The sequence below is a fragment of the Pseudoalteromonas sp. NGC95 genome, from assembly GCF_015864705.1.
GTDB classification, from domain to species: Bacteria; Pseudomonadota; Gammaproteobacteria; order Enterobacterales; family Alteromonadaceae; genus Pseudoalteromonas; species Pseudoalteromonas arctica.
Map to the genome: position 1 here is coordinate 141,861 of NZ_JADYWR010000006.1, position 23,467 is coordinate 165,327.

General features: G+C 39.0%; 20 protein-coding genes and 2 pseudogenes. 4 read left to right on the plus strand and 18 right to left on the minus strand.

Going from position 1 to position 23,467, the window contains the following annotated elements; genetic code table 11:
* Window positions 1-286 precede the first annotated feature (286 nt).
* Window positions 287-1,106, minus strand: a pseudogene (locus I6E70_RS07665) (transposase).
* 118 nt (window positions 1,107-1,224) lie between these two features.
* The gene (locus tag I6E70_RS07670; RefSeq protein WP_197188432.1) at window positions 1,225-1,773 is read right to left on the minus strand and encodes a carboxymuconolactone decarboxylase family protein; all 549 of its coding nucleotides are present in this window, start codon (window positions 1,771-1,773) and stop codon (window positions 1,225-1,227) included.
* Between the two features lie 171 nt (window positions 1,774-1,944).
* Here I6E70_RS07670 and I6E70_RS07675 point away from each other — a divergent pair, with 171 nt between their 5' ends.
* Window positions 1,945-2,493, plus strand: coding sequence for a carboxymuconolactone decarboxylase family protein (locus I6E70_RS07675; RefSeq protein WP_197188433.1), 549 nt, complete (start codon window positions 1,945-1,947; stop codon window positions 2,491-2,493).
* A gap of 826 nt (window positions 2,494-3,319) precedes the next feature.
* Here I6E70_RS07675 and I6E70_RS20855 read toward each other — a convergent pair.
* The 7 genes and pseudogenes from I6E70_RS20855 to exaC all read right to left on the minus strand — a co-directional run.
* Window positions 3,320-3,602, minus strand: a pseudogene (locus I6E70_RS20855) (transposase); the annotation flags it as partial.
* A 25-nt stretch (window positions 3,603-3,627) separates the two neighbouring features.
* The gene (locus tag I6E70_RS07680) at window positions 3,628-4,863 is read right to left on the minus strand and encodes a cation:proton antiporter (protein WP_197188434.1); all 1,236 of its coding nucleotides are present in this window, start codon (window positions 4,861-4,863) and stop codon (window positions 3,628-3,630) included.
* 203 nt (window positions 4,864-5,066) lie between these two features.
* Entirely contained in the window at window positions 5,067-5,615 is a 549-nt protein-coding gene (locus I6E70_RS07685) for a DoxX family protein (RefSeq protein ID WP_165725056.1), read from the minus strand.
* A gap of 24 nt (window positions 5,616-5,639) precedes the next feature.
* Window positions 5,640-6,467, minus strand: coding sequence for an HvfC/BufC N-terminal domain-containing protein (locus I6E70_RS07690; protein WP_197188435.1), 828 nt, complete (start codon window positions 6,465-6,467; stop codon window positions 5,640-5,642).
* Window positions 6,467-7,390 carry an MNIO family bufferin maturase gene (gene bufB / locus I6E70_RS07695; RefSeq protein ID WP_169060753.1) on the minus strand — a complete coding sequence of 308 codons (924 nt, stop codon included), beginning with the start codon at window positions 7,388-7,390 and terminating at the stop codon, window positions 6,467-6,469. The genes I6E70_RS07690 and bufB overlap by 1 nt, the downstream gene beginning before the upstream one ends.
* Entirely contained in the window at window positions 7,380-7,727 is a 348-nt protein-coding gene (locus I6E70_RS07700; protein ID WP_024591926.1) for a BufA1 family periplasmic bufferin-type metallophore, read from the minus strand. The genes bufB and I6E70_RS07700 overlap by 11 nt, the downstream gene beginning before the upstream one ends.
* 748 nt (window positions 7,728-8,475) lie before the next feature.
* Window positions 8,476-9,996 (minus strand): acetaldehyde dehydrogenase ExaC, encoded by a 1,521-nt coding sequence (gene exaC, locus I6E70_RS07705; RefSeq protein WP_007584266.1) that lies wholly within the window; start codon window positions 9,994-9,996, stop codon window positions 8,476-8,478.
* Window positions 9,997-10,168: 172 nt separating this feature from the next.
* Between exaC and I6E70_RS07710 the strand changes: the two genes are divergently transcribed.
* The gene (locus tag I6E70_RS07710) at window positions 10,169-11,062 is read left to right on the plus strand and encodes an AraC family transcriptional regulator (RefSeq protein WP_197188436.1); all 894 of its coding nucleotides are present in this window, start codon (window positions 10,169-10,171) and stop codon (window positions 11,060-11,062) included.
* 87 nt (window positions 11,063-11,149) lie between these two features.
* Here the strand turns inward: I6E70_RS07710 and I6E70_RS07715 are convergent, their stop codons facing one another.
* The 4 genes from I6E70_RS07715 to I6E70_RS07730 form a co-directional block, all read right to left on the minus strand.
* Window positions 11,150-11,602, minus strand: a complete 453-nt coding sequence (locus tag I6E70_RS07715) for a nuclear transport factor 2 family protein (RefSeq protein ID WP_007584284.1) — start codon at window positions 11,600-11,602, stop codon at window positions 11,150-11,152.
* Window positions 11,603-11,759: 157 nt separating this feature from the next.
* The gene (locus tag I6E70_RS07720; RefSeq protein ID WP_002960091.1) at window positions 11,760-12,140 is read right to left on the minus strand and encodes an STAS/SEC14 domain-containing protein; all 381 of its coding nucleotides are present in this window, start codon (window positions 12,138-12,140) and stop codon (window positions 11,760-11,762) included.
* 121 nt (window positions 12,141-12,261) lie between these two features.
* Window positions 12,262-12,954 (minus strand): cupin domain-containing protein, encoded by a 693-nt coding sequence (locus tag I6E70_RS07725; RefSeq protein ID WP_197188437.1) that lies wholly within the window; start codon window positions 12,952-12,954, stop codon window positions 12,262-12,264.
* Window positions 12,955-13,003: 49 nt separating this feature from the next.
* Window positions 13,004-13,624: a glutathione S-transferase family protein gene (locus I6E70_RS07730; RefSeq protein ID WP_197188438.1), complete on the minus strand. Its 621-nt coding sequence runs from the start codon at window positions 13,622-13,624 to the stop codon at window positions 13,004-13,006.
* 390 nt (window positions 13,625-14,014) lie between these two features.
* On the opposite strand from I6E70_RS07730, the gene I6E70_RS07735 reads away from it, so the two are divergent.
* Window positions 14,015-14,533 carry a TetR/AcrR family transcriptional regulator gene (locus I6E70_RS07735; protein WP_101163235.1) on the plus strand — a complete coding sequence of 173 codons (519 nt, stop codon included), beginning with the start codon at window positions 14,015-14,017 and terminating at the stop codon, window positions 14,531-14,533.
* Window positions 14,534-14,620: 87 nt separating this feature from the next.
* Here I6E70_RS07735 and I6E70_RS07740 read toward each other — a convergent pair whose 3' ends face one another.
* The 5 genes from I6E70_RS07740 to I6E70_RS07760 all read right to left on the minus strand — a co-directional run bounded on the left by I6E70_RS07740 (window position 14,621) and on the right by I6E70_RS07760 (window position 21,470).
* Window positions 14,621-16,090 carry a carbon starvation CstA family protein gene (locus I6E70_RS07740; RefSeq protein WP_169060748.1) on the minus strand — a complete coding sequence of 490 codons (1,470 nt, stop codon included), beginning with the start codon at window positions 16,088-16,090 and terminating at the stop codon, window positions 14,621-14,623.
* Window positions 16,091-16,359: 269 nt separating this feature from the next.
* Entirely contained in the window at window positions 16,360-17,277 is a 918-nt protein-coding gene (locus I6E70_RS07745; protein ID WP_007584308.1) for a carbohydrate kinase family protein, read from the minus strand.
* A 2-nt stretch (window positions 17,278-17,279) separates the two neighbouring features.
* Window positions 17,280-18,803, minus strand: a complete 1,524-nt coding sequence (locus I6E70_RS07750) for a mannitol dehydrogenase family protein (RefSeq protein WP_197188439.1) — start codon at window positions 18,801-18,803, stop codon at window positions 17,280-17,282.
* A 60-nt stretch (window positions 18,804-18,863) separates the two neighbouring features.
* Window positions 18,864-20,585 (minus strand): purine-cytosine permease family protein, encoded by a 1,722-nt coding sequence (locus tag I6E70_RS07755; protein ID WP_024591939.1) that lies wholly within the window; start codon window positions 20,583-20,585, stop codon window positions 18,864-18,866.
* Window positions 20,586-20,795: 210 nt separating this feature from the next.
* Window positions 20,796-21,470, minus strand: a complete 675-nt coding sequence (locus tag I6E70_RS07760; RefSeq protein ID WP_197188440.1) for an HAD family hydrolase — start codon at window positions 21,468-21,470, stop codon at window positions 20,796-20,798.
* A 427-nt stretch (window positions 21,471-21,897) separates the two neighbouring features.
* Here I6E70_RS07760 and I6E70_RS07765 point away from each other — a divergent pair, with 427 nt between their 5' ends.
* Window positions 21,898-23,424: a catalase gene (locus tag I6E70_RS07765; protein WP_197188441.1), complete on the plus strand. Its 1,527-nt coding sequence runs from the start codon at window positions 21,898-21,900 to the stop codon at window positions 23,422-23,424.
* Window positions 23,425-23,467 lie beyond the last annotated feature (43 nt).

The window sequence follows — 23,467 nt, forward strand, 5'->3', positions numbered from 1 at the left end:
CTTGTATTAAAATCATAATTCGTTATGTTACTTTTAATGTCTCAATCCTATTTAAAAATTAGCCTCGACTCGATTGTGTAGTGGTTTTCTAAGCTAAACATCCATCTTAATTTAAAAAATAAGATAATACTTCTAAATTTATTTTTTAGCCTGGGTATTTGTCTTTTATTGCTTGGTTGCTCTCATATAATCAATTAAATATGCCATTGTTGCTATTAAACCCGAATTACACGCATGAGAATAACTGCAGTGACGCAGTTTTAACTTTTACCGAATGGTTTTTAATTTATGCGAGTAGCTTTTCGCAGCTGCTAATATTTGGTCGCCGTTTCCGCTTTAAGTTTTCACAGTAACTTGCTTGTGAAGTGGGCACCATGAAATACGCGCGTAAATTGCGTAGTGAGTTTTAACCAGTTTTCTGGGGATATATTAAGCCTTTTTAGCAAAGAAAGGTTCATATTATCAATATACCCGCGTTTATCCTCTCGCATTATTCGCCCTGTTAGCTCAACGAGTTCAAGGTACGATTTAAGCTCAAACGGCAGCCCTTTAGGCATAATCTAACGTGGCATGCCTGCAAAACGTAGTAACTGCTTAGGTTGTTTACCTTCTACCGCGCATGTTTAGCGATTTTGTACACTGGTATGGTCTGATTCTTCTGGTGTGTTAGCCATTTTAGATCTAATGGGATTTAAATCGACATAGGCCATAGAGGCTGCAAGTGCTGCTTCATCTAGTAATGCTTGCGATTACTTTTTATTTTAAGGAAAAGCTCTTCCCACAAAGTTGTATGGAACAACTTTGAACGCCTTAGCCGGCCCGAAGGGTGAGCGCTATGGATAGCAGCGAATAACAATCGCTTTATCATTCAGCCTATTTGCCTTAATATCATCAACATACAGTACTAAGTGCGTGTGGTTACTCATTACAGCGAATACCTTAGCTAATTCAAGCAGCTTATATTCACCCCTCCCTCGTCGATGCTCGTAAGATTGACCAGTAAAACGGTCTTCCCCACATAAAAATGCACGTCGCACGCAACGCGAAATACAATGGTAGTATTTTGTATCAACTAAACTTACTTGACGCTTTCTTGCGATAGCCATATGACACCCTACTTGTTTTTTACACTAAATAAAAGCTAGCCTTTAATTGCGTAAAGTGCAAAATTTAGGATGGGTGTCTGATTTATTTGTTATCGATAAAAAATGCATTACATTGCTACTATTTTTCCCATTTGAATTTTGCAAATATGGGATCAATCGGTGTATGAGCAACATGATTCACATAGTTACTAATTATTTTTTGAGATAAGCCAAGTAAAACTTCCAAGACTTGCTGTTGTTTATAACCTGCCGAGAAGAATGCTTGCAGGTCTTGCTCAGACACATTGCCACGCTCACGTACAACACTCAACGTGAAATCATGTAATGCCTGCAATTTATCGCTGGTCATTGCAGTACGGTTTCTAAGCGCTTCAATTAATGCAAGGTCAACCTTCATACTACGTGCAATCGCGGTATGTGCAGGCACGCAATAATCACATTCATGTTCAACGTTAATAGTCATCCATACCACAGTTAATTCTTCAGCATCAAAAGACGTTTCTTCAAATAATTTATGCAACATTTGGTAAGCATTCAATAGTTGAGGAGAGGTCGCCATAATTGATGGCATGTTGCCGATAATACCAAATTTTTTTTTGTTTGCTTCAAGTAAAGAACGGCTTGCTTCTGGAGCAGATTCAATTGTGTGAATAATAAAGTCAGTCATGTCGGTTTCCTAAAAAATCATCAGAGTGTGTACTTGTTCTGCATATATTAAACAGTAAAAGTACCTAACTGATAACCAACAATAATGTATTTTAAGCTTTCACATTTGCATGTTTTCATTTAGCGAGAACGGCCTAAAATACTGTTATTGAAATATTACAGGAGAGTCAAAATGACTACATTTATATTACATACCATCGATTCAGCACCAGCTAAAAGTAAACCTTTGCTTGAGAAATCAAAAAAAATGTTTGGCATGATACCAAATCTTCATGCCATTCTCGCAGAAGCACCAAGCATATTAGAAGCTTACTTTAATCTGCATGATCTATTTGTTGCCTCTTCGTTTGATGCGGAAGAGCTAACGGTTGTATGGCAAACAATAAACGTTGAACATAACTGTCACTATTGTGTACCAGCGCATACAGGGATAGCGCATAGCATGAAAGTTAACCCTGAATTAACGGAAGCATTACGCAATCAAGCACCGATGCCAACTGCGAAATTGAAGGCATTACAGGAAATGACATTAATACTCGTACGCAACCGTGGTAATGCATCAGCACAAGAGCAGCAAGACTTTTTTGATGCAGGTTATCAACAACAACAGCTACTAGAAATAATCCTTGGCTTATCGATGAAGATTATCAGTAACTATACGAATCACATTACCCAGACGCCATTAGACAAGCCTTTTGAAAAATTCTCATGGCACAAATAAGCGTGATCTAATCAGCGAATAATAGTTGAACGTAGACTAAGCCTGTTAATTATTGCTTGAATGAGGCAAGAAACAGAAACATTTGTTTTATATCGTTAGGTAATTTATATCGAGCCATAACATCACCCGTTTCATCTTTAATTAAAAGAACGCTGTATTCACTGTAATTTCAACTTTTACAAGATATTAGGCTTAGACAGAAAAGGTAGCAACAGTTAACTAAGACATAGCTAATGTCACCAGATAGTCTCATTTTAAAGCCCTCGTTTTAACATACACTCAGGCTTGAACGTGAATCGTAGGAACTTACTATATGATTATCACGTATTGCCTTTTGCCTAGTATCTTCGAGATTGCATTGGGGACGAAAGCGACTTATCAGTTATGTCTACTTTTTTCGAAACAGCGGACCTTAGATACTTCAAAAGAGCACATAAACTCTAGGGCGCTATGTGCCCCATAGCGACTTACAAACTACAAATTAGTGGCCCAAACTATCTAGCCACTACATTCTAATTGGAAATGTGAGAGGTCTAAAAGAACCTCGGCACTGCAAGGTAATACAAATAGTGTTGTTCAAAGTAGATGCAATAAAATTAACTTATAAATTACATGGTTAACATTGCCAATGCAAACTAGACAACCACCTTAATCGAACAAACAAAACTGTACCACTAAATTTGCCATTCAGGTTCGGAATTTATCTTTTATTGCTGGGTCACTTTTATTTCACCCATTAAATAAGCCATTAGCATTCTTAAACCTGAATTACACATGAAAATAACTGCAGGGTTGCCGTTTTAACTTTTACCGAATGGTTTTTAATTTATGCAAATAGCTTTTCGCAGTTGCTAATATTTGATCGCCGTTTCTGCTTTAAGTTTTCACAGTAACTTGCTTGTGAAGTGGGCACCATGAAATACGCGCGTAAATTGTGTGGTGAGCTTTAACCCGTTTTCGGGGGTAATGTTGACTTTTTCGAGTAAGGGTTAATGTGTACTTTCAATATACCCTCGTTTGGCTTCTCATATACAGCGCCCTGTTAGTTCAACAAGTTCAAGGTACGATGTAAGCTCAAACGGTAGTCCTTTTGCCATTGCTTGACGTGGCTGAGTTCCTATTTGGGTTCAATTGCTACTTTTTTTTTAGTTTTGCGAGCTCTCTTGATTTAACCTTTAGCACTTTAATTTTAGCGCCGTACCAATTAGCCATAGGTGCTGCTGCAATACCGTGTATTAAAGTACTCATCCATACAGCGTTAATCGCAATAATTAAAACTGAGTGACCGTACTGGCCTAAAATATCTTTAGAGATAATAAGTGCAAAAAGCGCTGTGGCAAGACCTCGTGGTCCAAAGAACCCCATAAACACTTTTGTTAATACTTTAGCTTTAGTGCCAATTAACGATAGGTAAATAGCAAGAGGTCGTACAATAAATATACTTACTAAAATATAACCAACAACAGGGAGGGTTAAATGCTCAACAGCTGAAGGAAGTAAGCCAAGCCCAATAATAACAAACGATGTCCATATTAATATTTGCCCTTCACTCTCAGTAAATTGGTATATAAACCGACAATGGCCTTTTACAATATTACCAAAGGTTAAACCTGCAACAAACGCTGATATAAATCCATTTCCTCCCAGTAAACTTGCCATTAGGTATGATGTGCCGGTAAGTGCTAAAACACCAATGCCTTCATATATAGTCGATGATATTTTTTTTGACTCAGAGTATAAAAATAAACGTCCGCTTGAGAACCCCATAAATGCGCCAACCAAAATACCTATAAATATTTGGCTAAATCCAAACACTAACCATGACATTTCATTTTCTTGAGAGCCGGTTTCCATAGCAACTATACTGGCAAAAAATAAAATCACAGGTAATGCCAGTCCGTCATTTAAACCGCTCTCAACTGATAAACTTTGTCGCTCGTTTAAAGGTACGCTCTCATTGCTAACTACTGCCTGACCTAAAGCTGCATCAGTCGGTGCTAAAATCGCCGCAACTAAGGCTAGCATTGCCCAAGGCCACTGTGGGAAAAACAAATAAGCAAAGCCTGTACCAATCAAAATACTCAACGGCAAGCCTATCAATAGCATTCTTAAAGGCCATGTATTTTGCCTTTTTAATCTGCGTAGGTTTATTTGTGAAGCATCTAAAAACAATAATACAACTAGCGATATTTCTGCTATTAAATACACGGTTTCATGTGCATCGCCTATATTAATAAGTCCAGCCTGAGATACGGCAAAACCAATACCTAAAAATACCATTGGCGCGGTAATAATGGTTGTGGACAGCTTTTTTGCTAGCATAGAGTAAGCACTAACTGAAAAAAGAAGAATGAGTAATCCTATTTCCATTGGGAGATCCTATTAGGCGTGGCTTAGTATTTTTATTAGAAAATATCAGGGCTGGGGTTAGTTATATTAAATCAGCACAATTTATTGAGTTAATTTGTATTCGTTTACTTAATCTAAAATAATAACCGGCACCTAAATAACACTAGTCTGCCGGTTACGTTTAACCTTTAACTTTTAACTTTTAACTTTTAATATGCAAAAGCTTATTTAGCTGCTGCACGTTTTGCGTCTAAACCAAGTAACTTATCAATAGATAAAAAGCCAGGTCCACGAGCAAAAATCACTAATAATGAAACAGCCCACCACGATGCCGGATTAATCCAATGATCCAGTGTAGGAAAAACTGCAAGCTGAATAAACATTGTCATACCAATAAGGCCTAACGCTGCAAAGCGAGAAAACAAACCGATAATCAGTAATATTGGGAGTAACACTTCAACAACACCAGCAACCACAGCAAGTGTTTCAATTACTTTTACAAGAAATGAGCCATCAACATAATCTAATGTTTTTGGATCACAAAGCTGCAAGGCACCTTCTCTAACAGGATCTGGACAGAAAAATTCGTATTTAAATAGGTCGTATTTATCAACATTAAATTGTAAAAAGCCATCCCATTTGCTCAACCCCGAGTCGAGGAATACTTTAGCGACCATAAAGCGAAGAAAAAACAGCGCTATGGGCTCTAAGAACCGCGATAACTGCTCTCCCATCTGCACGTACAGTTGTTGTATTTTTTTTATCATGCCCATATTTGTTCCTACTCTTGTAATGTACTAATTGATTTGGATTTCTAATAATTCATTTTGTAAGCATGCTGTAAAAGCTTCGCTCACTTCAAAGTTTTCATCTACTGTTATTGCTGCATCAAAAGCTTCACCCAACGACCTACCTGTACCTTGTAGGGCCTGCATAAGTTTAACTTCAGCAGCGCAAAGGGAGCGGGCTTGCACCGCACCTTGCAAGCGCCATAACATAATAAAATCCTCAGTAGAGGATTTAGTTACAGCGACATCATTATTATTTGTTTTTAGCGAAATCCATTCAAAAAATGCGCCTTCACTCACACTAAGTAGCAGTACGCTGGGGTTAAGCTTTACATTAAGTTCAGTAAGCTCAGTACCTTGCTCCATTAGTTGAGTAACATATTCTATAGTTAAAGTTTCAGTTGAATCAGCGCTCATCAAACTCATTAGCCACGCGTAATCTAAATGCGCAATATCAACTAAGTTCGTATATAAACTTAATGTACTTAGCTGATTTACAGTGACTTCAAAAATATGCTGATTTTCAATTTCACTATCTTTAATCAAGCCTGCAACAAAGTCTGGAAAGCTTAATCCATATCCCACCAAAGTGCCCTGCTCTGGCGGAAAAAGGTCAACATAAAGTCGTGCCATTTTTCGAAAGTTCTCACTACCTACTTTTTTTTCACACATAGGAAAGTTAGCTATCAATGCATCAACGCAGCCTTTGTAAAACCCGTTCCTATACACAGCTAATCTTTTAATGTGCGATGGATTTTCGCAAAAATGCTCCATTGCACCCGGATCGCCCGTTCGTAAATAGCGAGTAAAAGCATCAATATATTGATTGGTACTCATCAGCGAACCACTTCTTTATGAGATATATTTAAGCGACTTTGTAACTCACTTTGATTCAAATAGTTTTGCGCAGTTTCTCGCTCGCTCATAAGCTCTTCAAACGATGGAATATTAGCATCTCGCTCAACAAGTACTGGCCGCTGACCAAATATCTCAATTGCTTGTTCTAGCAAATCCCATACAGGCGTTGCTACCGGTGCTGCATGGCTGTCTATCAATAGTGACTGACCAAGAGCTGGATCCGGATCGTGCCCAGCAATATGAATTTCTCCAACAAGCTCAGCGGGGATCTGCTTTAAATAATCAAGCGCATCAATACCCGTGTTTTTACTACTGATATATAAGTTATTAATATCGATTAGTAAGCCACAACCAGAACGCTTAGCTGCCTCAACTAAAAACTGAGGTTCATCCATATCACTTATAAAATCTAAATAGTTACTTGGGTTTTCTACTAAAATTGACCGACCTATGCCCGTCTGGTAACAATCAATCCCATTAATTAAAGATTCAAGAGCGTCTTGTGTGCGAGGTAAAGGCATTAAGTCTGCAAAATATTTGCCATCAGACTTAGACCACACTGCATGTTCAGATACCAGTGCTGGTTGAAATTCATCAATCAACGCTTTAACTCGTTTAGTATGAGCAAGCATGGCTTTATGATCAGAGCCTAACGAACCACCAACACCATGAAAACTAATATCAAAATTTTCACGTACAGCTCTCAAATAATTTAACCGAGGTCCACCTGCTACAAAATAATTTTCTGTGTGCACTTCAAACCAAAGATTATTATTTGTAACGGGCTGTTCTACTGGTAAAGCTAAAATGTCGTCAAGATGTTCTGGTTTTAAACTAAGACCTGCGCCTAATTGCTCCCCAGCAACAATGTACTGGGGAAAACCTGCTATATTAACCTTCAAGCGAGCCTTTACCATTAGGAGTTACAACTGATTCACATACGCCTTTAGGTGCATATGTCCATGCGTTAGCTTGGAAGTCTGTAGTTGAAGTGCCTTCACAACTTGTTCCTGCACCTGCTTTACAATCATTTTCACCCGCTAAAGCAATACCAAAACATTTATCTTTACGACCGCGAACTTTATCACCAGCTACCCAGCCTTTAAATTGCTCTTGTACTTTTGCTGAAGCACCTTCTGCAACGGTTAATTGACTATTAGGACCAGCTACAGCACCCGCGCTTAAAACTGCTGCTGATGCGCCGATTAATAAAGCCTTAGTTAAATTTACTTTTTTCATTTTTATGCTCCGGATTAAAATATTTTTTCTTGTTTTATCAATGATTGTTAATAATACCAATCCGCAATAATACTTAATCATTTTGCGGGGCTAGACGTGTCGCTACCTGCGTTAAAAAATTCTCGTTTAGAACAACTAAATAGCGAATTTTTTGCCTAGCTATCAACACGTTTTTCCATCCTCAAAATAAATCACTTAATTAAGCGAATTGGTATAAAAACACTCATATTTTGATAAACAAGCACAATGGAGATAAGCAATATCGCCGTTTTATCAATTTAATAGACCTATCGTTGTTATAAAAACTTTCAGATTATTTGCTTACAACGAAAATACAACTGTAAACAAGAAGTAAATATAGTGGACTAAGCAGTTAATACAAACATTAGAAAAGCTAACCTAATTGTTTTGATAATGAATAAGCTTGGAAAAGTTCATATTTAGTGGATTAGATGCATTGAGGCACTTTGTTTTGGTAATGATCTACAAATAGAAATTTACTTAACTGAGGAAGGATAAAAATATTATTTAAAGGCTCCTTATATTTACACCACTCTATACTCGCTAAATTAGCGCTTTTTAAGTAGGACTCGTAAACACCGTCATTATAATGTTATTTTCTGCAACGCTAAAATGTTGGACTACATGGCCATTATCAACGGTTGATTGCCTATAAAAAAAGCGCTACAAATAGGTAGCGCTGGCATTATTACTTAATGGTTGTTTATTTAAAGCTTAGGCTCTTTATTTAAAAGAAGCCGAGCGGATCCTCGCTGTAGCTCACTAATAGGTTTTTAGTTTGTTGGTAGTGCTCCAGTGCCAGTTTGTGCGTTTCGCGCCCTATTCCTGATTTTTTATAACCACCAAACGCAGCGTGTGCTGGGTACATGTGATAACAGTTAGTCCACACTCGCCCTGCTTCTATTTTGCGACCCATACGATAAGCACGATTCATGTTTCTGCTCCACACACCAGCACCTAAACCAAACTCAGAGCTGTTGGCAAGCTCGAGTGCTTCGGCTTCATCTTTAAAGGTCGACATTGAAATAACAGGGCCAAAAATTTCTTCTTGGAACACACGCATATCGTTTGTGCCCTTTAATAACGTAGGTTGTATGTAGTAACCACCGTTTAAGTCATCACTTAGCTGCTCTACATTACCGCCAGTGAGTACTTCAGCGCCTTCTTTTTTGCCTATTTCAATGTAGCTCAGTATTTTATCAAATTGCGCTTTTGAAGCTTGTGCGCCAACCATAGTTTCGCTATCTAGCGGGTTTCCGCGTTTAATTTTTAAGGTACGTTCGAGTATTCGCTCAATAAACTGCTCGTAAATGTCTTCTTGAATAAACAGCCTTGATGGGCACGTACACACCTCGCCTTGGTTGAAGTAAGCAAGCACGGCGCCTTCAATAGCTTTGGATAAAAACGCATCGTCTTTTTCCATTACATCATTAAAAAATATATTAGGTGATTTACCACCGAGCTCGACCGTTGAAGGAATAATATTTTCAGCAGCGCATTTCAAAATATGTGAGCCCACAGGCGTTGAACCTGTAAATGCAATTTTAGCGATACGCTTGCTTGTTGCCAGTGCTTCACCTGCTTCTTTACCAAAGCCGTTTACTATATTTAATACGCCTGCAGGGAGTAAATCGCCAATTATCTCCATTAAAACTAAAATAGAAGCTGGTGTTTGCTCAGCCGGTTTTAAAATTACACAGTTACCTGCAGCAAGTGCTGGCGCTAGTTTCCAGGCGGCCATTAAAATAGGGAAGTTCCACGGAATAATTTGCCCAACAACCCCTAGTGGCTCATGAAAATGATACGCAACGGTGGTTGCGTCTATTTCACCTATAGTGCCGTCTTGCGATCGTAGGCACCCTGCAAAGTAGCGAAAGTGATCTGCCGCTAGCGGAATATCAGCAGCGAGTGTTTCACGAATTGCTTTACCGTTATCCCATGTTTCGGCAACAGCTAGTAACTCTAGGTTTTGCTCAATTCGGTCGGCTATTTTTAGCAGTATGTTACTTCGGTCGGTCACCGACGTTGTGCCCCATTGCTCTCGCACTGCATGCGCTTTGTCGAGAGCCAGCTCTATGTCGTCTTTGTCTGAACGCGGTATCTGGCAAAATACCTTACCGTTTACTGGGCTTATATTATCAAAGTATTGGCCATTTACAGGCTTTACCCACTCTCCGCCAATGTAGTTTCCGTATTGTTGCTTAAAGTTTACGAGTGCGCCGTCGCTACCTGGATTTGCATATATCATGTGTGTGCTCTCTTTATTGTTGTTAGCTAAAGGTCGAACATTTATATAAAACAAAATGCTTTATATTTAATCAGTGTTGTTTGACATTAGCCTAACAAGCGCCTAAAAACTTGATTAGCTGTCCACAAAAGTTGTCTGTGAGTCCAAACTAATAAAAACCTAAAGGATTGATATGCACACATCTCAGTTAAACAAAAAACGCCAACAACTTGATGTATTAATAGAAAACAAAGTCACATTCGCTGCAGATAGCAGTGAGTTGAGTATTTACGACACGTATCAAAGCGCGCAAAAGGTGGCACTGCACTCAAACGAGCTGCTGTTTTGTGCCATGCTTAGCGGCAAAAAGGTAATGCACGTAGAAAGCAGCCAATACCATAAAGCATTTTTACCACACGAGTCGTTTGTATTAGCGCCAGAGCAAGGTGTTTTAATTGATTTTCCACAAGCAACAATGCACGCCCCAACTACTTGTTTAGCTATTGAAATTAGCAAAGATAAAATAAACGCTGTGGCGAATGCGCTTAACATGCAGCAAAACTTTGCACACGATGGCTTATTTGAATATGTACCTCAGTTAGTGCATACCCAACATAATATTCAAACGCAGCAATTATTAGAGCGCATGGTGCATTTATTTAGTGAGCAAGGCGCACAGCGACATTACTTGATTGATTTGTCGTTAAACGAATTGATCACCCGTTTATTACAACAACAAAGCCGCGAGCTATTGCTGGCTAGCTGCGATAAGCCACGCCTTAAAACAAAAGTGAGCGATGCCCTGCTTTATATTGAAGAACACTTAAGTGAAACGCTCGACATAAACACCTTGTGCAAAATAGCCTGCATGAGCCGCAGCAAGTTTTATCAGCAGTTTAAACTTGCATTTGGCACTACCCCAGCCCTTTGGCAGCAACAGTTAAGACTAAAAAAAGCGCGTACTCAATTACTACAAGGCCATGCAATTAGTAAAGTTTGCTTTGATGTTGGATTTAATAGCGCGAGCCACTTTAGTCGCCTATTTAAACAAACCTTTGGCATTGCGCCTAAAGAGTGCCGACATTAGCCCTAAAGGGGCATTACCTGAGTTGGCTGATATAATTTAAATGATTAAAGCCCCATATTACTACTGGGCTTTAAGTTAGAGTTATATCTATTGCTTTATAAAAGTGACACCTTTTGGTATTTCATCTTGGGGTAACCGAGTAGAGTGCATTTGCGATAACAACCATTTGTCGCCCACTTTTGATACAACGGCACTTTCTAACCAATAAATATCAATACTTCTTTCGGTGTTTTTAATATTGGCTTTATTCCAGTAATTAATAAAAGCAACATCACCCACTACACGCGAATTTATAACACTAAAATAATTAGTTCTTATAAAGTCAGAAGGCTTAACAACATTTATAAAGTCATTAATAGTCCACACTTCACCGTGCTCTAAAAGTAAAAATGAATCATCAACGGCTGCACGCATTTGCGTGTGGTCAACGTTAGAAACAGCCAAAAAAAGATCGCTCACCGGCGTGAATATGTTGTTATCTTTTGCATGTATCGATGTCGAAAATATCAGGAATGTAATAAAGGTAAGTACTTGTTTCATTGTTTTTATAATGTGTAATTTGCTCAATAATAATGAGTGTATTTTAATAGAGCAGTATTAACAATTGAAATAAACCGAATGTAACTACCTAACAATGTTACTCATAGAGCAAAAAAGCACTCGATAAGAGTGCTTTAATTTAATTTTTTCAATCAAGCTATTCATCTAGCCAATCTATGGCTGCGGTAGCATTTTCAAAGTATTGAACCTCACCCGATATGAACCAGTTACCTATTTTTGCCATTCGAGCTTGCCACTCTTTATTACCGTAAATAGCTACTTTTTTAAATTCTTTAGAGTGTTTAACACCTAACTTTAAGTCATCCCACGCTGCGCGTAGTTCCCAGCCTTCAAGTTCGCTACCATCTATTAAGGCGTTCACGACTGGGTGCTTAACTTCGCCAAGAGCTGAGTTTATCATTGGGGTAATTATTTTGTAGTCGTCGTGAGTAAGCGTACCAACGGCTTTAAGTTTTAAAAAAAACTCTCTTCCTGCACGTTCAAGACCAATCGATAAACCATGTGTTGTGTGTACCATTACTGCTCTCCTTAAATAGGCTGAGTGGTAAAAGTACACCTTCTAAAATTAATTAGTCCTGAACTAAATCAATAAATAGTCCTGAGCTAGATCATTAAATAGTCTCAAATAAACGACTCAATTACGCATTTTGTACGCGAGATATCTGGTTTTCTACATCAGTTAAATGGCCCGTTTTAAGCCATACTTTTGCACCATTACTTCCCGCTTTAACGTTAACAGAGCTATTAATAGGCACTCTTAACCAACTGTTTTTTACAAGGGTATCGGCTTGCTCATCAAATGAGCCTTCAAGTACTAGCAGCTCTGCTCCGCCTTTTGCGCTTATAACCATGCAGGCGTTGGGCTTAAAGTCCAACAAGCTTACGTCTTCAAAATCGTCTTTGTATAAAGGGGTTACGGCTACATTTTTAAAACTAGGGTGCGCCGTACTTTGCATCAAGTCCGTTTGTAAACGCACGTGGGTTCGATCATCTGGCTGAAACTGCCATAACTTTACAAATATAACGCAGCCATTTTCAGACCCCGGTTTGTGCTTTGATTGCGGTGGGTTACGGATATAAGAACCTGCCACAAAGTCACCATGTTCATCTTGAAATTCCCCTTCAAGCACAACAAACTCTTCACCGCCTGTATGAACATGCGGCGAAAATTCACTGCCAGGTGCATAACGAACAATAGTCGTTGCGCGAGCAACTTCGTCGCCCACACGGTCCAGTGCTCGTCTATCAACACCCGCCATTGGCGATGCAACCCACGGTAGCATTTCGCTATGTACCACAACTCGTTTACTAAAATCGGCAGCAATTTTCATATTTGGCTCCTAACCGTAACTCCACTTAAATTTTAAACTAACAACCTAATTAACCAGCAACACTTGGGCGTTTTGCTACTTTTTCTTGCCATGCAACTAAATGGGTTAACTCATTCGGGATTGCTATTTGTGCAAATCCAGCAAATACCAGTCCAGCATACAATGTTATATCAGCAATACTAAATTGTTCACCAGCAACAAATGCCGATTGCGCTAGTACATCATTAAAATAGCTAAACCCTTGGCGTGCTTTTTCGCCTTGTTTTTCACCCCAAGCCACATTTTGATACGTTTCAAGCTCTGGACCTAAGCCATCAGTTGCATGATGAAAGTAAGTTGCCACAGCGTCAAGCACCATAGATTCTGCGCGTTTTTGCATCATGTTAATTACTGCACGCTCTTTTGCGGTTTCACCCATTAAAGATGGGCCTTCAAATGCGGTATCAATATACTCAGTAATAGCGGTACTTTCTGATATAAACGTGCCGTCATCTAGCTCTAATACGGGCACACCTGCTAATGGATTTTTAGCTAAGAAGGCTTCTGTTCTGTGCTCACCATTTAATAAATCAACAGGTACAAACTCAACATTTGCAGTGGCATTTTTTTCAGCTAAAGCGATACGAACACGAAGTGGGTTTGGAAAGTTTTCTACATCATAAATTTTCATAGCAATCTCTATCTTTATTGTTTAAAAGTGAATTAATGGCAGCAACCTACCTACCGATAGGTAATTTATAATATTAAACTAAATTTAAGTCAACGTTTAAATTTTTCTGATTTATAGGATTTAACTTAATTCATAATAAAATTAGGGGGTTGCTTAAAAATAAAAACGCTTGTAAATAACTACCTACTGGTCGATAATTTTGCTATACCAATTGCATTAAATAAGTGATCTATTATTGCGCTAAGAAAATAGCGCAATAACAAGGCGAAAATTATGACATCTAGTTATTCTATATGAATAATTTTTAACGCAGTTAGTGAGTTGTTTAATGCGATACAATGATCATGTTTTAATAAAATTGGTATTACTGCAGATAGGAAAATATTAAAAGTGAGTAAAAAAGAAGCGTTATTAAAAGCAGCTGAAAACAAGGTGCGCCTTGGCGGATACAGTAATTTTAGTTTTAGAGAGCTCGCAAGCGAAGTTGGAATTAAGAGCGCCAGTGTGCACTATCACTTTCCGACTAAGGCCGATTTAGGTGCTGAGCTTGCTCATCAATATACTAATTCTTTTTTAGCTGCGTTAGGCGAGCCAAACGAGCTTAAAGCAAGCGGTAAAAATCCTATTGATGTGTACACTCAGCTTTTTAGAAGTGCATTAGTAACCGATCGTAAAATGTGTTTATGTGGTTTGCTAGGAGCCGAAAGCGATAGCCTTCCAGATAAAGTACGCCTTGAAGTAAAACGCTTTTTTAATCAAAATTTAACATGGCTTAGCGCTGCGCATTTAGCTAATGGTGAACTCAACCCTACTAAAGCAGCTATTCAAACAGTGAGCTTGCTTGAGGGCGCTATGATGATAAGCAAAACGCTCGACGATAACAGTTACTTTGAACTTGCAACTCAGTAATACCTAAATTTAGTACACAAAAAAAGCGAGCTATTCATTATGAATAGCTCGCTTTTTTAATGCTTGAAATAACTTATGTGATTATTATTAAACCGCTGTTGGTTTAACTTTATGCTTAGAGTGCACAATAGCTAAAACAATTAAGCCAATCACTGTTACTACAGCACCAATAGGTTTACCTAAATCACTTGATAAGTTAAGACCAATTGCGGCAGTACCAATATAAGAAACCGTTACCGCAGTTGCTATAACAGCAGGAACACTCGCAATCCAATGGAATGTACCACGGTCAAACAAGTACTTAGTGGCAAGCCATAATACGCTTGTAGAAAGCAGCATATTTGAAAATGCAAAGTAGCGCCAAATTAATGAAAAATCGAGTTTCGTCATAAAGTAAGCAATAGTAAGTATAGGTACAGCCACTAATAAGCGATTACGTAAACTTTGCGGAATATTAAACGCATCAACAACTGTTAAACGTAGTGAGCGGAACGCTGTATCACCAGAAGTAATTGGGAAAACGGCTACTGCAATAATTGCCATTATACCGCCAAATACACCTAAGTAACTGTTAGCTACATGGTTTACAACTAAACCTGGACCACCTTGATCAAGCAATGCCTTTAAGCCCGCGTAACCATCTGGGAACGCTGCAATACCAGCAAGTGCCCATACACAACCTACAATACCTTCACACATCATAGCGCCGTAGTAAACTGGACGTACGTATTTTTCGTTAGTTAAACAGCGCGCAATAATTGGCGCTTGAGTAGAGTGAAAACCACTAATAGCACCACAGGTAATTGTTATAAATAACAATGGCCATGTTGGTAATCCATCTGGGTTTGGCTCTAAAAAGTCATGTGCGTGGTCAGCTTCAAAGTAAGCTAAAAAGTCACTTGGTACCGGTAAGTGCGGCGCATTAATAAGTAATGAAATAGCAATTGCCACTGTCATTACAATCATTAGCGCACCAAAAATTGGGTAAAACTTAGTGATAATTTTATCAATTGGTAGCAAGGTAGCTAAAAAGTAATACGCTAAAATAGCGAGTACCCAAAAGGTATTATTTGCCAGTATTGTACCTTCAAAAAAATCAAGGTTACTTAGCAAACCTGCAGGGCTCATAATAAATACTACACCTACAAAAAACAGTAGCATGGCAGTAAATACAAGCATAAAGCCTTTAAATACGACGTTGTAATAATGGCCTGCGATTTCTGGTAGGCTTTTACCGTCTTCTTTTATACTCATTACACCTGAGAAGAAGTCGTGTACAGCGCCACCTAAAACATTACCAAGTACAATCCATACTAGTGCAACTGGTCCGTATAAAGCACCTAAAATTGGGCCAAATATTGGACCTACGCCAGCAATGTTTAAAAACTGAATTAAAAATGCTCGTACAGGGTGAATAGCTACGTAATCAACACCTTCGCTAAAGCGTTTTTGTGGTGTGTCAGCAGTTGAATCCAAACCGGCTTGTTTTTCAACAAATGGGCTGTAAAACTTATAGCCCATTATTAAAATAGTGAGGCAGATAAAAAAGATGATCATAAAGCACGTTTCTCTTTTTGTATTTTAGTTATAGAGCGCATTGTGTGTCGCCCCGCCTTTTCAATCCGTGAATAATCGACGAACAATAACAAAGCTTCAACCCTCAAACAATAAGACGTTTAGCTAATACAATAATCGATATAAGCCACTATTTACGCAACCTGCACACTTAACGCTCCACATTGAGTATTTATTACACTCGTCTTATTTTGGGCACAAAAAAAGCGGTTAAACTTTTACGTTATAACCGCTTTCACACACAATGTTTTTTAAAGTGGGTTCATAAACTCACTAATTTGTTGATGCGTTAAAGTAGGTGTTGCGCCAGAACTTTCGGCGACCATTGCTCCAACGGCACATGCAAAGTCAACGGCATATTGCGCGTCGTCGTTGCTACAAAGCTGATAAATTAACGAACCTAAAAACGAATCCCCTGCGCCAACAGTGTCAATTACGCTAATTAAATAACCTGAATTATAAAAATTCTCGCCTTTGATTGTTAATAAAGCACCGTGGCTACCTTTGGTTACACATAAGTAATCGGTATTTGTTTGCTGTGCTATAAACGCTAAATTTTGTTCAAGCGAATGAAACTTACAACCCATCGCTTTTGCTATTTCGTATAGCTCTTCATCGTTTAATTTAATAAAGTCTGCTTTATTCATTAAATCTACAAGTGTTTCTAGCTTGTAATGCGGTGCACGTAGGTTTACGTCAAACACTTTGAAGTTTGCTACATCAACTAATTGATTTAACGTTGCTAAAGACGCTTCGCTTCGCCCAATTAAGCTGCCAAATACAAATACATCACTACTTTTGACTTTACTAAGTAACTCATCAGTAAGCGCTATATTATCCCACGCAGTGTCTGCCACTATTTCATAACTTGCTGAGCCACCACTGTCGAGTGTTACCTCAACCGTGCTAGTTTTTTTGTCACTATTAATAGCAATGTATTCGCAGCTTACGCCTTTGCTAGTAATTTCGCCTAGTAACTCAGCGCCTAACTCGTCGTTACCAACAGCGCTGATCATGTCGGCTTTAATGCCTAGTGAGTTAATACGCACACACATATTAAGTGGCGCGCCACCTAAGCGTTTACCTGAATCAAAACAATCCCACAGCACTTCGCCAAAGCAGCTAACACTTACGTTTTCGCCTGATTTATGATTAATTAAAATGCTCATAATTAGTTACTCTTTTGATCAAATACAGCCTGCATAATGGCTTTAATTTTACTATTAGGTGCATACAACGCAGCAATCGACTTTTTATATTCAGCAGTAAACGTTTCGTTATGCTCAAGCTTACCAAACAAGCTCGTTAACTTTAAAAATGCAATCGGGCTAGTTTGAGTCTCTTGCGCGTAAGAATTAAGCTCTTTGTGCATCGCATCTTGAATTTCAAGCTTTTCGCCGTTTTCACTTAAACCCTTATCGCTGTATAAGCACCAAGTAGCAATAACAAGCGTTGCCAGTGATACATCGCGACCTTGTACTAGGTTTTCGTTAATTGTAGCAATTAAAAACTTAGGCAGTTTAGCTGAGCTTTCACTACAGATACGCGCTAGGCTGTCTTTAATATTAGGATTAGCAAAACGCTCTATTAACGTATCTTTGTAGCTTTCAAGATCAATGCCTTCAAGTGGTTCAAGATTTGGCGTTACTTCTTTATCCATAAAAGCACGCAGGTATGTGGCAAATAATTCATCAGATACCGTTTCGTCTATAGTGCCATAGCCATGGATTGAACCTAATAAACCAAGCACAGAATGCCCTGCATTAAGTAAGCGTATTTTCATGGTTTCATAAGGCGTTACATCAGTAACAAACTGTGCACCAACAACGTCCCAATTTGGGCGAGAGTCACTAAATGTGTCCTCTATTACCCATTGTGTAAACGACTCACAGGTAATTGGCCACTCGTCGCTAACACCATATGCATCAACCACGTAATCAATATCACTCTTTTTAGATACCGGTGTAATACGGTCAACCATCGCATTTGGAAACGATACGTTTTGCTCAATCCACTCACTTAGGTCTTTGTCTTGCTCTGTAGCAAAGGCTAAAAGCATTTTGCGTGTTACGTTACCGTTGTGCTGAATGTTATCGCACGACTGCACTGTAAATGCGCCTTGGCCTTGCTCTTTACGCAGTTTTAACGCAGCAGTAATGTAACCAAACGCTGTAATTGGGTCGTTCGGGTTATTAATGTCGTTAATAATATCTGGATTACTGTAATCAAACTCGCCCGTTGCAGGGTTAAAGTTGTAACCGCCTTCGGTAATAGTAAGCGACACAATTTTAGTATCGCTGTGCGCTAGCTTATTAATTACCGCTTGTTTGTCCTCTGGAGCAAACAAAAAGTCGATCATTGAGCCAATTACTTTGTTATCTATTTTACCGTCTGGGTGTCTAACAGTAAGCGTATAAAGGTAATCTTGCTGCTTTAAAATATCACGCAGACCACGGTTACCCTCTAAAAGGCCAACACCACATATGCCCCATTGTTCAGAGCCTGGAGTTTTTAAAAGCTCGTTAACATATACCGCTTGATGAGCACGATGAAAACCGCCCACGCCAATATGAACAATACCGGCTTTAACTGCGCTACGGTCGTAGGTTGGTGTATCAACATGGCTTGGTAATTGAGCCAAGCTTTGTTGGTTTAGCCCTGTAACTAGAGCGTCAGTGTGTTGATGTTGCGTCATGGTGCGACCTTACTAAACAAAAATAAAATATAAATTACGATACTGTATTACGATAAGTAATTACGATGCTGTATTGAGTACTTTATGGCGTTTTAACGACCAGTACGCAGTAACAAAATAAATAACAGTACAAATAAAACAGGCTATTTCGAATTGCGATTTATTAGCGCTGTACATACTCATAGTTTCACTGAAAAACATCACCTGGCTGGCAAATATAAAAATAATAACCAGTGAAACCGTAGAAACCGCATTAAGTACTTTGGTAAATACAGAGCTGTCAATTACTGGCTTTGGAATGTCTTTAGCTTCAGCAGCTTGATATTCTTTGATATCACGTTGCTCTTGCTCTTCTGCTTCAATCTCTTGTGTGTAATCTTCACCGGCGCCGTATTTTTTAGCTAAAAGCGTATAAATAACGATTGTGAAAATCCACGTAGGAATAAACAAGTAGTAAAACGACATTACATCAATAGCATTTAAACCAAACCCAAACACAAGTGCTAACGCCCAAGATGCTATAGCCGGTACGCTGCGAGTAATGTTTTTATATTTAGCCCAGTAACGTGTTAGGCCAATTTTAGGAAATAACACATGCTCAGCAAACACAATGCCGCCTACTGGTACAACTAATAAACCTGCGTAGGTAAGTAGCGGAAGCATTTGTGAAAATACAAACGGGAAACACGCAATAATCACGGTTACAACACCTACAATAGCGGTTGTGCGTTCACGTGATTGATTAACAAATATAGATTGTGCTGCAAGACCTGCACGGTAAAGGTTTGCGTTAGCTGTAGTCCAACCGGCAATAATTACAATAACAAAGCCGGTCCAACCTAATGCATGGTATGCAACATCGCCCGGATCAAGTGATGAAATAGTTGTTTTAAGTAATACCGCAACACCTGCGCCCATAATACCGGCAGAGATCCACGCTAAGTAATGACCAAAAAACATGCCCACGCCAGAAAACAAGCCATAGCTTTTGCGTTTAGCAAATCTAAAAATAGCCATGTCGATTAAACCAAAGTGAGTAATTGAGTTAGCAGCCCATGCAAAGCCAATCACTTCTAATAGGCCAATGCCTTTTTCACCATCGGCATTGGTGCCCGTCCATATGGAGGAGTCGCCTATGGTCATAAAGTCGCTAAAGCTAGTTAAAGAGGTAGAACCTAATACGTGATTTGAAAGCTCAGGGAATAACGCGAACGAACCTGCAATAAATATAACAAATAGCCACGGCGCGCACAGTTTCGAAAAGTCAGCAACCGTAGAAAAGCCATACATCGCAACAAACACAACAATAGAGCCAACAGCTAAAACAATGGCTACAAACCAAAAGCTATTTGGATACCAATCAAGTTGCGCAGGTATATCAAACAAAAACCGCACGGCGGTGGAGGATACCGTGATCATGGCGGCCGATATAACACTAAAAATAACCACGTTAGCCCAGTTATAGAGCTTGGTCATTGAGTTACCAGCGATTTTGTTTAAGTAGTTATATAAACTTAAGCGGGTTTCTACTGCAATGGGTGCAGTAATCAGCCACCAAGAACACATTGCTAACAGGTTACCTATTAATAAACCCAGTAGAATGTCGATGGTTGAAGCGCCTAATGCAACAAACGTTGCACCAATAACAAATTCAGTAGCCGCAACATGTTCGCCAGCATATAGCCCTGCAAAATGTTTCCAGCCATGAAGCTTATTATTAGCAACAGGAAGTTGCTCTTCGTTTACATCTTTAAATGTTTGTGTGTGTGGACTCGTTGCCATGGTATTTCCTATTGTTAACAGCAAAGCATTTAATACCTAAATACTTTGCCTTTTATAATTTGGCTTATAAACGCATGATGTTTTGCCATGTTTTGTTTTATTTTTAGTAAAGCAAAACCATCTACATTTATATTTTGCGTTTGCTTGCCTGTCAGTGTGTAAGGCGAGCAAATCGCGTTTAAAACTTTGTTTATTTAAAAAGCTGCGTGTTTACTGCTTTTTAAGTGCAGGGTATGCACTAAAAAAATCTTGCCAATGCGTTAAATGATCAACATTTGGGTAAGCACTGTGTACATGATTAACAGAGCCTTGCATATGTTGCCCACCGCTGTAATGCAGTACTTGCATGTTAGCGTCAATTCCTGCACTTACGCCGGCTTTACTGTCTTCAATCACTAAACAATGCTCTGGCTTTACACCCATTTGTTTAGCTGCATGTAAAAATAAATCGGGTGCTGGTTTGCCACGCTTAACTTCGCTGCTGGTAAAAACCGTATCGCTAAAGTACTTACTTAAACTCACTACGCTCAACGCTTTTGCGGTGCGTGCTGGGCTGCTGCTAGTAGCTATACAAATAGGCACAGCTAAATTGTTAAGTACGTCTTTTATACCGTCAGTCGTGGTTAGCCCTGTTTCAAATTCGTTTAACAGTGCTTCGCGGTAGTCACCTTCAAAGCTTTCAGGAAGAGTGACATTAAATGCATCCGCTATTTTTTGGCTTACTGTTTTAAAGTTGCAGCCTAAAAAGTGTTGCTGTACATAAGCGCGGTCAATCTCAACGCCTTTTTCAACAAGCATATTAATGAGTACTTGTGCGCTTAAAATTTCGCTATCAATAACAACGCCATCACAATCAAATATCACTAGCTCAATATTAGTATTCATCTTGTCACCTTATTAAAACTGTTTGGTTTAGCTAATTTAAGTATAACGAGTTAAGCGCGATTAATATTGTGCAGCTTTTTAGTGCAACTCAATAATGAGCATAAGCCCACCGATTGAGCATATTCCCTTTATTGCACGAATATGTCAACACACTGTAAGTATAAAACGCACCAGCTTGGTGAAAATACACTCAGATAAAACTAAAAACCTTTGTATTTAATCAACTTTATAAAAGCATATTGCGACCAAGGTCGTAATAAAAAAATTCCGTTAACGTAAAAAGTGCTCCTGTTAATTTATTTCATCTGTTTTACAAATCACATCAATCTAATTAATCAGTTTTACCGAAGTTAATAAAATCAATACTATCGTTAACAGATTAACAGCCTGCACCACTGCCGGCACTTTTAAATAGATGAGGTCGACAATGAATACTCAAATAAACAAAACAAAATTAACACTAACTGCACTAGCACTTGCAATGGCATTACCGGCAAGCGCAGCAACAACACTTACTAAAGATAACGGCGCAGCTGTTGGCGACAACCAAAATTCAATTACTGCAGGCGAACGTGGCAGTGTATTACTAGAAGACGTGCAACTAATTCAAAAGCTACAACGCTTTGCACGTGAGCGTATTCCTGAGCGTGTTGTGCATGCTCGTGGTACTGGCGCACACGGTGTGTTTGTAGCATCAAAAGAGCTAGACGATTTAACAATTGCAGCACCGTTTGCACAAGCAGGTAAAGAAACAGACGTATTTGTTCGCTTTTCATCTGTAATTCACTCTAAAGGTAGCCCAGAAACACTGCGTGACCCACGTGGCTTTGCAACTAAGTTTTACACAGACCAAGGTAACTGGGATTTAGTAGGTAATAACTTACCTGTGTTCTTTATTCGTGATGCAATCAAATTTCCAGACATGGTGCACTCTTTAAAGCCATCTCCGGTTGATAACATTCAAGATCCTAACCGCGTATTCGATTTTTTCTCGCACGAACCAGGTTCTACACAAATGCTAACGTGGGTTTACAGCGACTACGGTACACCAGCAAGTCTTCGTAAAATGGACGGTTGGGGTGTACATGCATACAAAATGATTAATAAATCGGGCGATGTTAAATACGTTAAGTTTCATTGGGTAAGCCAGCAAGGTATTGATAACCTTGACGCAAAAGAAGTGGCAAAAGTACAAAGCCAAAACTTTCAGCATTTAACACAAGATTTATACACTGAAATAAACAGAGGCAATTTCCCTAAATGGGATCTGTACATTAAAACGCTTGATCCATCGCAACTTGATGACTTTGATTACAACCCGTTAGATGCAACAAAAATGTGGTTAGACATTAAAGAAACTAAAGTAGGAACAATGACCTTAAACCGTATGCCAACTAACTTCTTCCAATCTACGGAACAAGTAGCAATGGCACCGGCAAACATTATTCCAGGTATTGAGCCTTCAGAAGACCGTTTATTACAAGGTCGTATGTTTTCTTACGCTGATACACAAATGTACCGCCTAGGTGCTAACCACCAGCAATTGCCAATTAACCGTGCAAAAGTTGAAGTGGTTAACTACAACCAAGACGGCGCAATGAATATTGGTAACACGACAAGCAATGTGAACTACCAGCCAAGCCAAGAAAACGTAGCTGAAAACCCAATTGCACGTAGAAGTAACACAGAGCTTAAAGGCTTTGTACAACAAGCCGCGATTAAAAAGCAGCAAAACTTCGCGCAAGCAGGTGTTATATACCGTGGTTTTAGCAAGCAAGAACGTACAAACCTAATTAATAACCTAGCAGGCGATTTAGGCAAAGTGCAAAACAGCAGTGTTAAACACAAAATGCTTAGCCACTTTTACAAAGCTGATACTGAATACGGTACACACTTAACTAAAGCTGTAAACGGCGACCTTAAAATGGTTAAACAACTAGCCGCTAAGCTTTAATAGATTACCCAACCTGTAAGTTATTGAGGAAAGTCTAGCTTTC

Bases quoted from the DNA above. Each gene is read 5' to 3' on its own strand.
- I6E70_RS07670 (WP_197188432.1), bottom strand. From the start codon at position 1,773: ATGACTGACTTTATTATTCACACAATTGAATCTGCTCCAGAAGCAAGC.
- I6E70_RS07675 (WP_197188433.1), top strand. From the start codon at position 1,945: ATGACTACATTTATATTACATACCATCGATTCAGCACCAGCTAAAAGT.
- I6E70_RS07680 (WP_197188434.1), bottom strand. From the start codon at position 4,863: ATGGAAATAGGATTACTCATTCTTCTTTTTTCAGTTAGTGCTTACTCT.
- I6E70_RS07685 (WP_165725056.1), bottom strand. From the start codon at position 5,615: ATGGGCATGATAAAAAAAATACAACAACTGTACGTGCAGATGGGAGAG.
- I6E70_RS07690 (WP_197188435.1), bottom strand. From the start codon at position 6,467: ATGAGTACCAATCAATATATTGATGCTTTTACTCGCTATTTACGAACG.
- I6E70_RS07700 (WP_024591926.1), bottom strand. From the start codon at position 7,727: ATGAAAAAAGTAAATTTAACTAAGGCTTTATTAATCGGCGCATCAGCA.
- exaC (WP_007584266.1), bottom strand. From the start codon at position 9,996: ATGATATATGCAAATCCAGGTAGCGACGGCGCACTCGTAAACTTTAAG.
- I6E70_RS07710 (WP_197188436.1), top strand. From the start codon at position 10,169: ATGCACACATCTCAGTTAAACAAAAAACGCCAACAACTTGATGTATTA.
- I6E70_RS07715 (WP_007584284.1), bottom strand. From the start codon at position 11,602: ATGAAACAAGTACTTACCTTTATTACATTCCTGATATTTTCGACATCG.
- I6E70_RS07720 (WP_002960091.1), bottom strand. From the start codon at position 12,140: ATGGTACACACAACACATGGTTTATCGATTGGTCTTGAACGTGCAGGA.
- I6E70_RS07725 (WP_197188437.1), bottom strand. From the start codon at position 12,954: ATGAAAATTGCTGCCGATTTTAGTAAACGAGTTGTGGTACATAGCGAA.
- I6E70_RS07730 (WP_197188438.1), bottom strand. From the start codon at position 13,624: ATGAAAATTTATGATGTAGAAAACTTTCCAAACCCACTTCGTGTTCGT.
- I6E70_RS07740 (WP_169060748.1), bottom strand. From the start codon at position 16,090: ATGATCATCTTTTTTATCTGCCTCACTATTTTAATAATGGGCTATAAG.
- I6E70_RS07745 (WP_007584308.1), bottom strand. From the start codon at position 17,277: ATGAGCATTTTAATTAATCATAAATCAGGCGAAAACGTAAGTGTTAGC.
- I6E70_RS07750 (WP_197188439.1), bottom strand. From the start codon at position 18,803: ATGACGCAACATCAACACACTGACGCTCTAGTTACAGGGCTAAACCAA.
- I6E70_RS07755 (WP_024591939.1), bottom strand. From the start codon at position 20,585: ATGGCAACGAGTCCACACACACAAACATTTAAAGATGTAAACGAAGAG.
- I6E70_RS07760 (WP_197188440.1), bottom strand. From the start codon at position 21,470: ATGAATACTAATATTGAGCTAGTGATATTTGATTGTGATGGCGTTGTT.
- I6E70_RS07765 (WP_197188441.1), top strand. From the start codon at position 21,898: ATGAATACTCAAATAAACAAAACAAAATTAACACTAACTGCACTAGCA.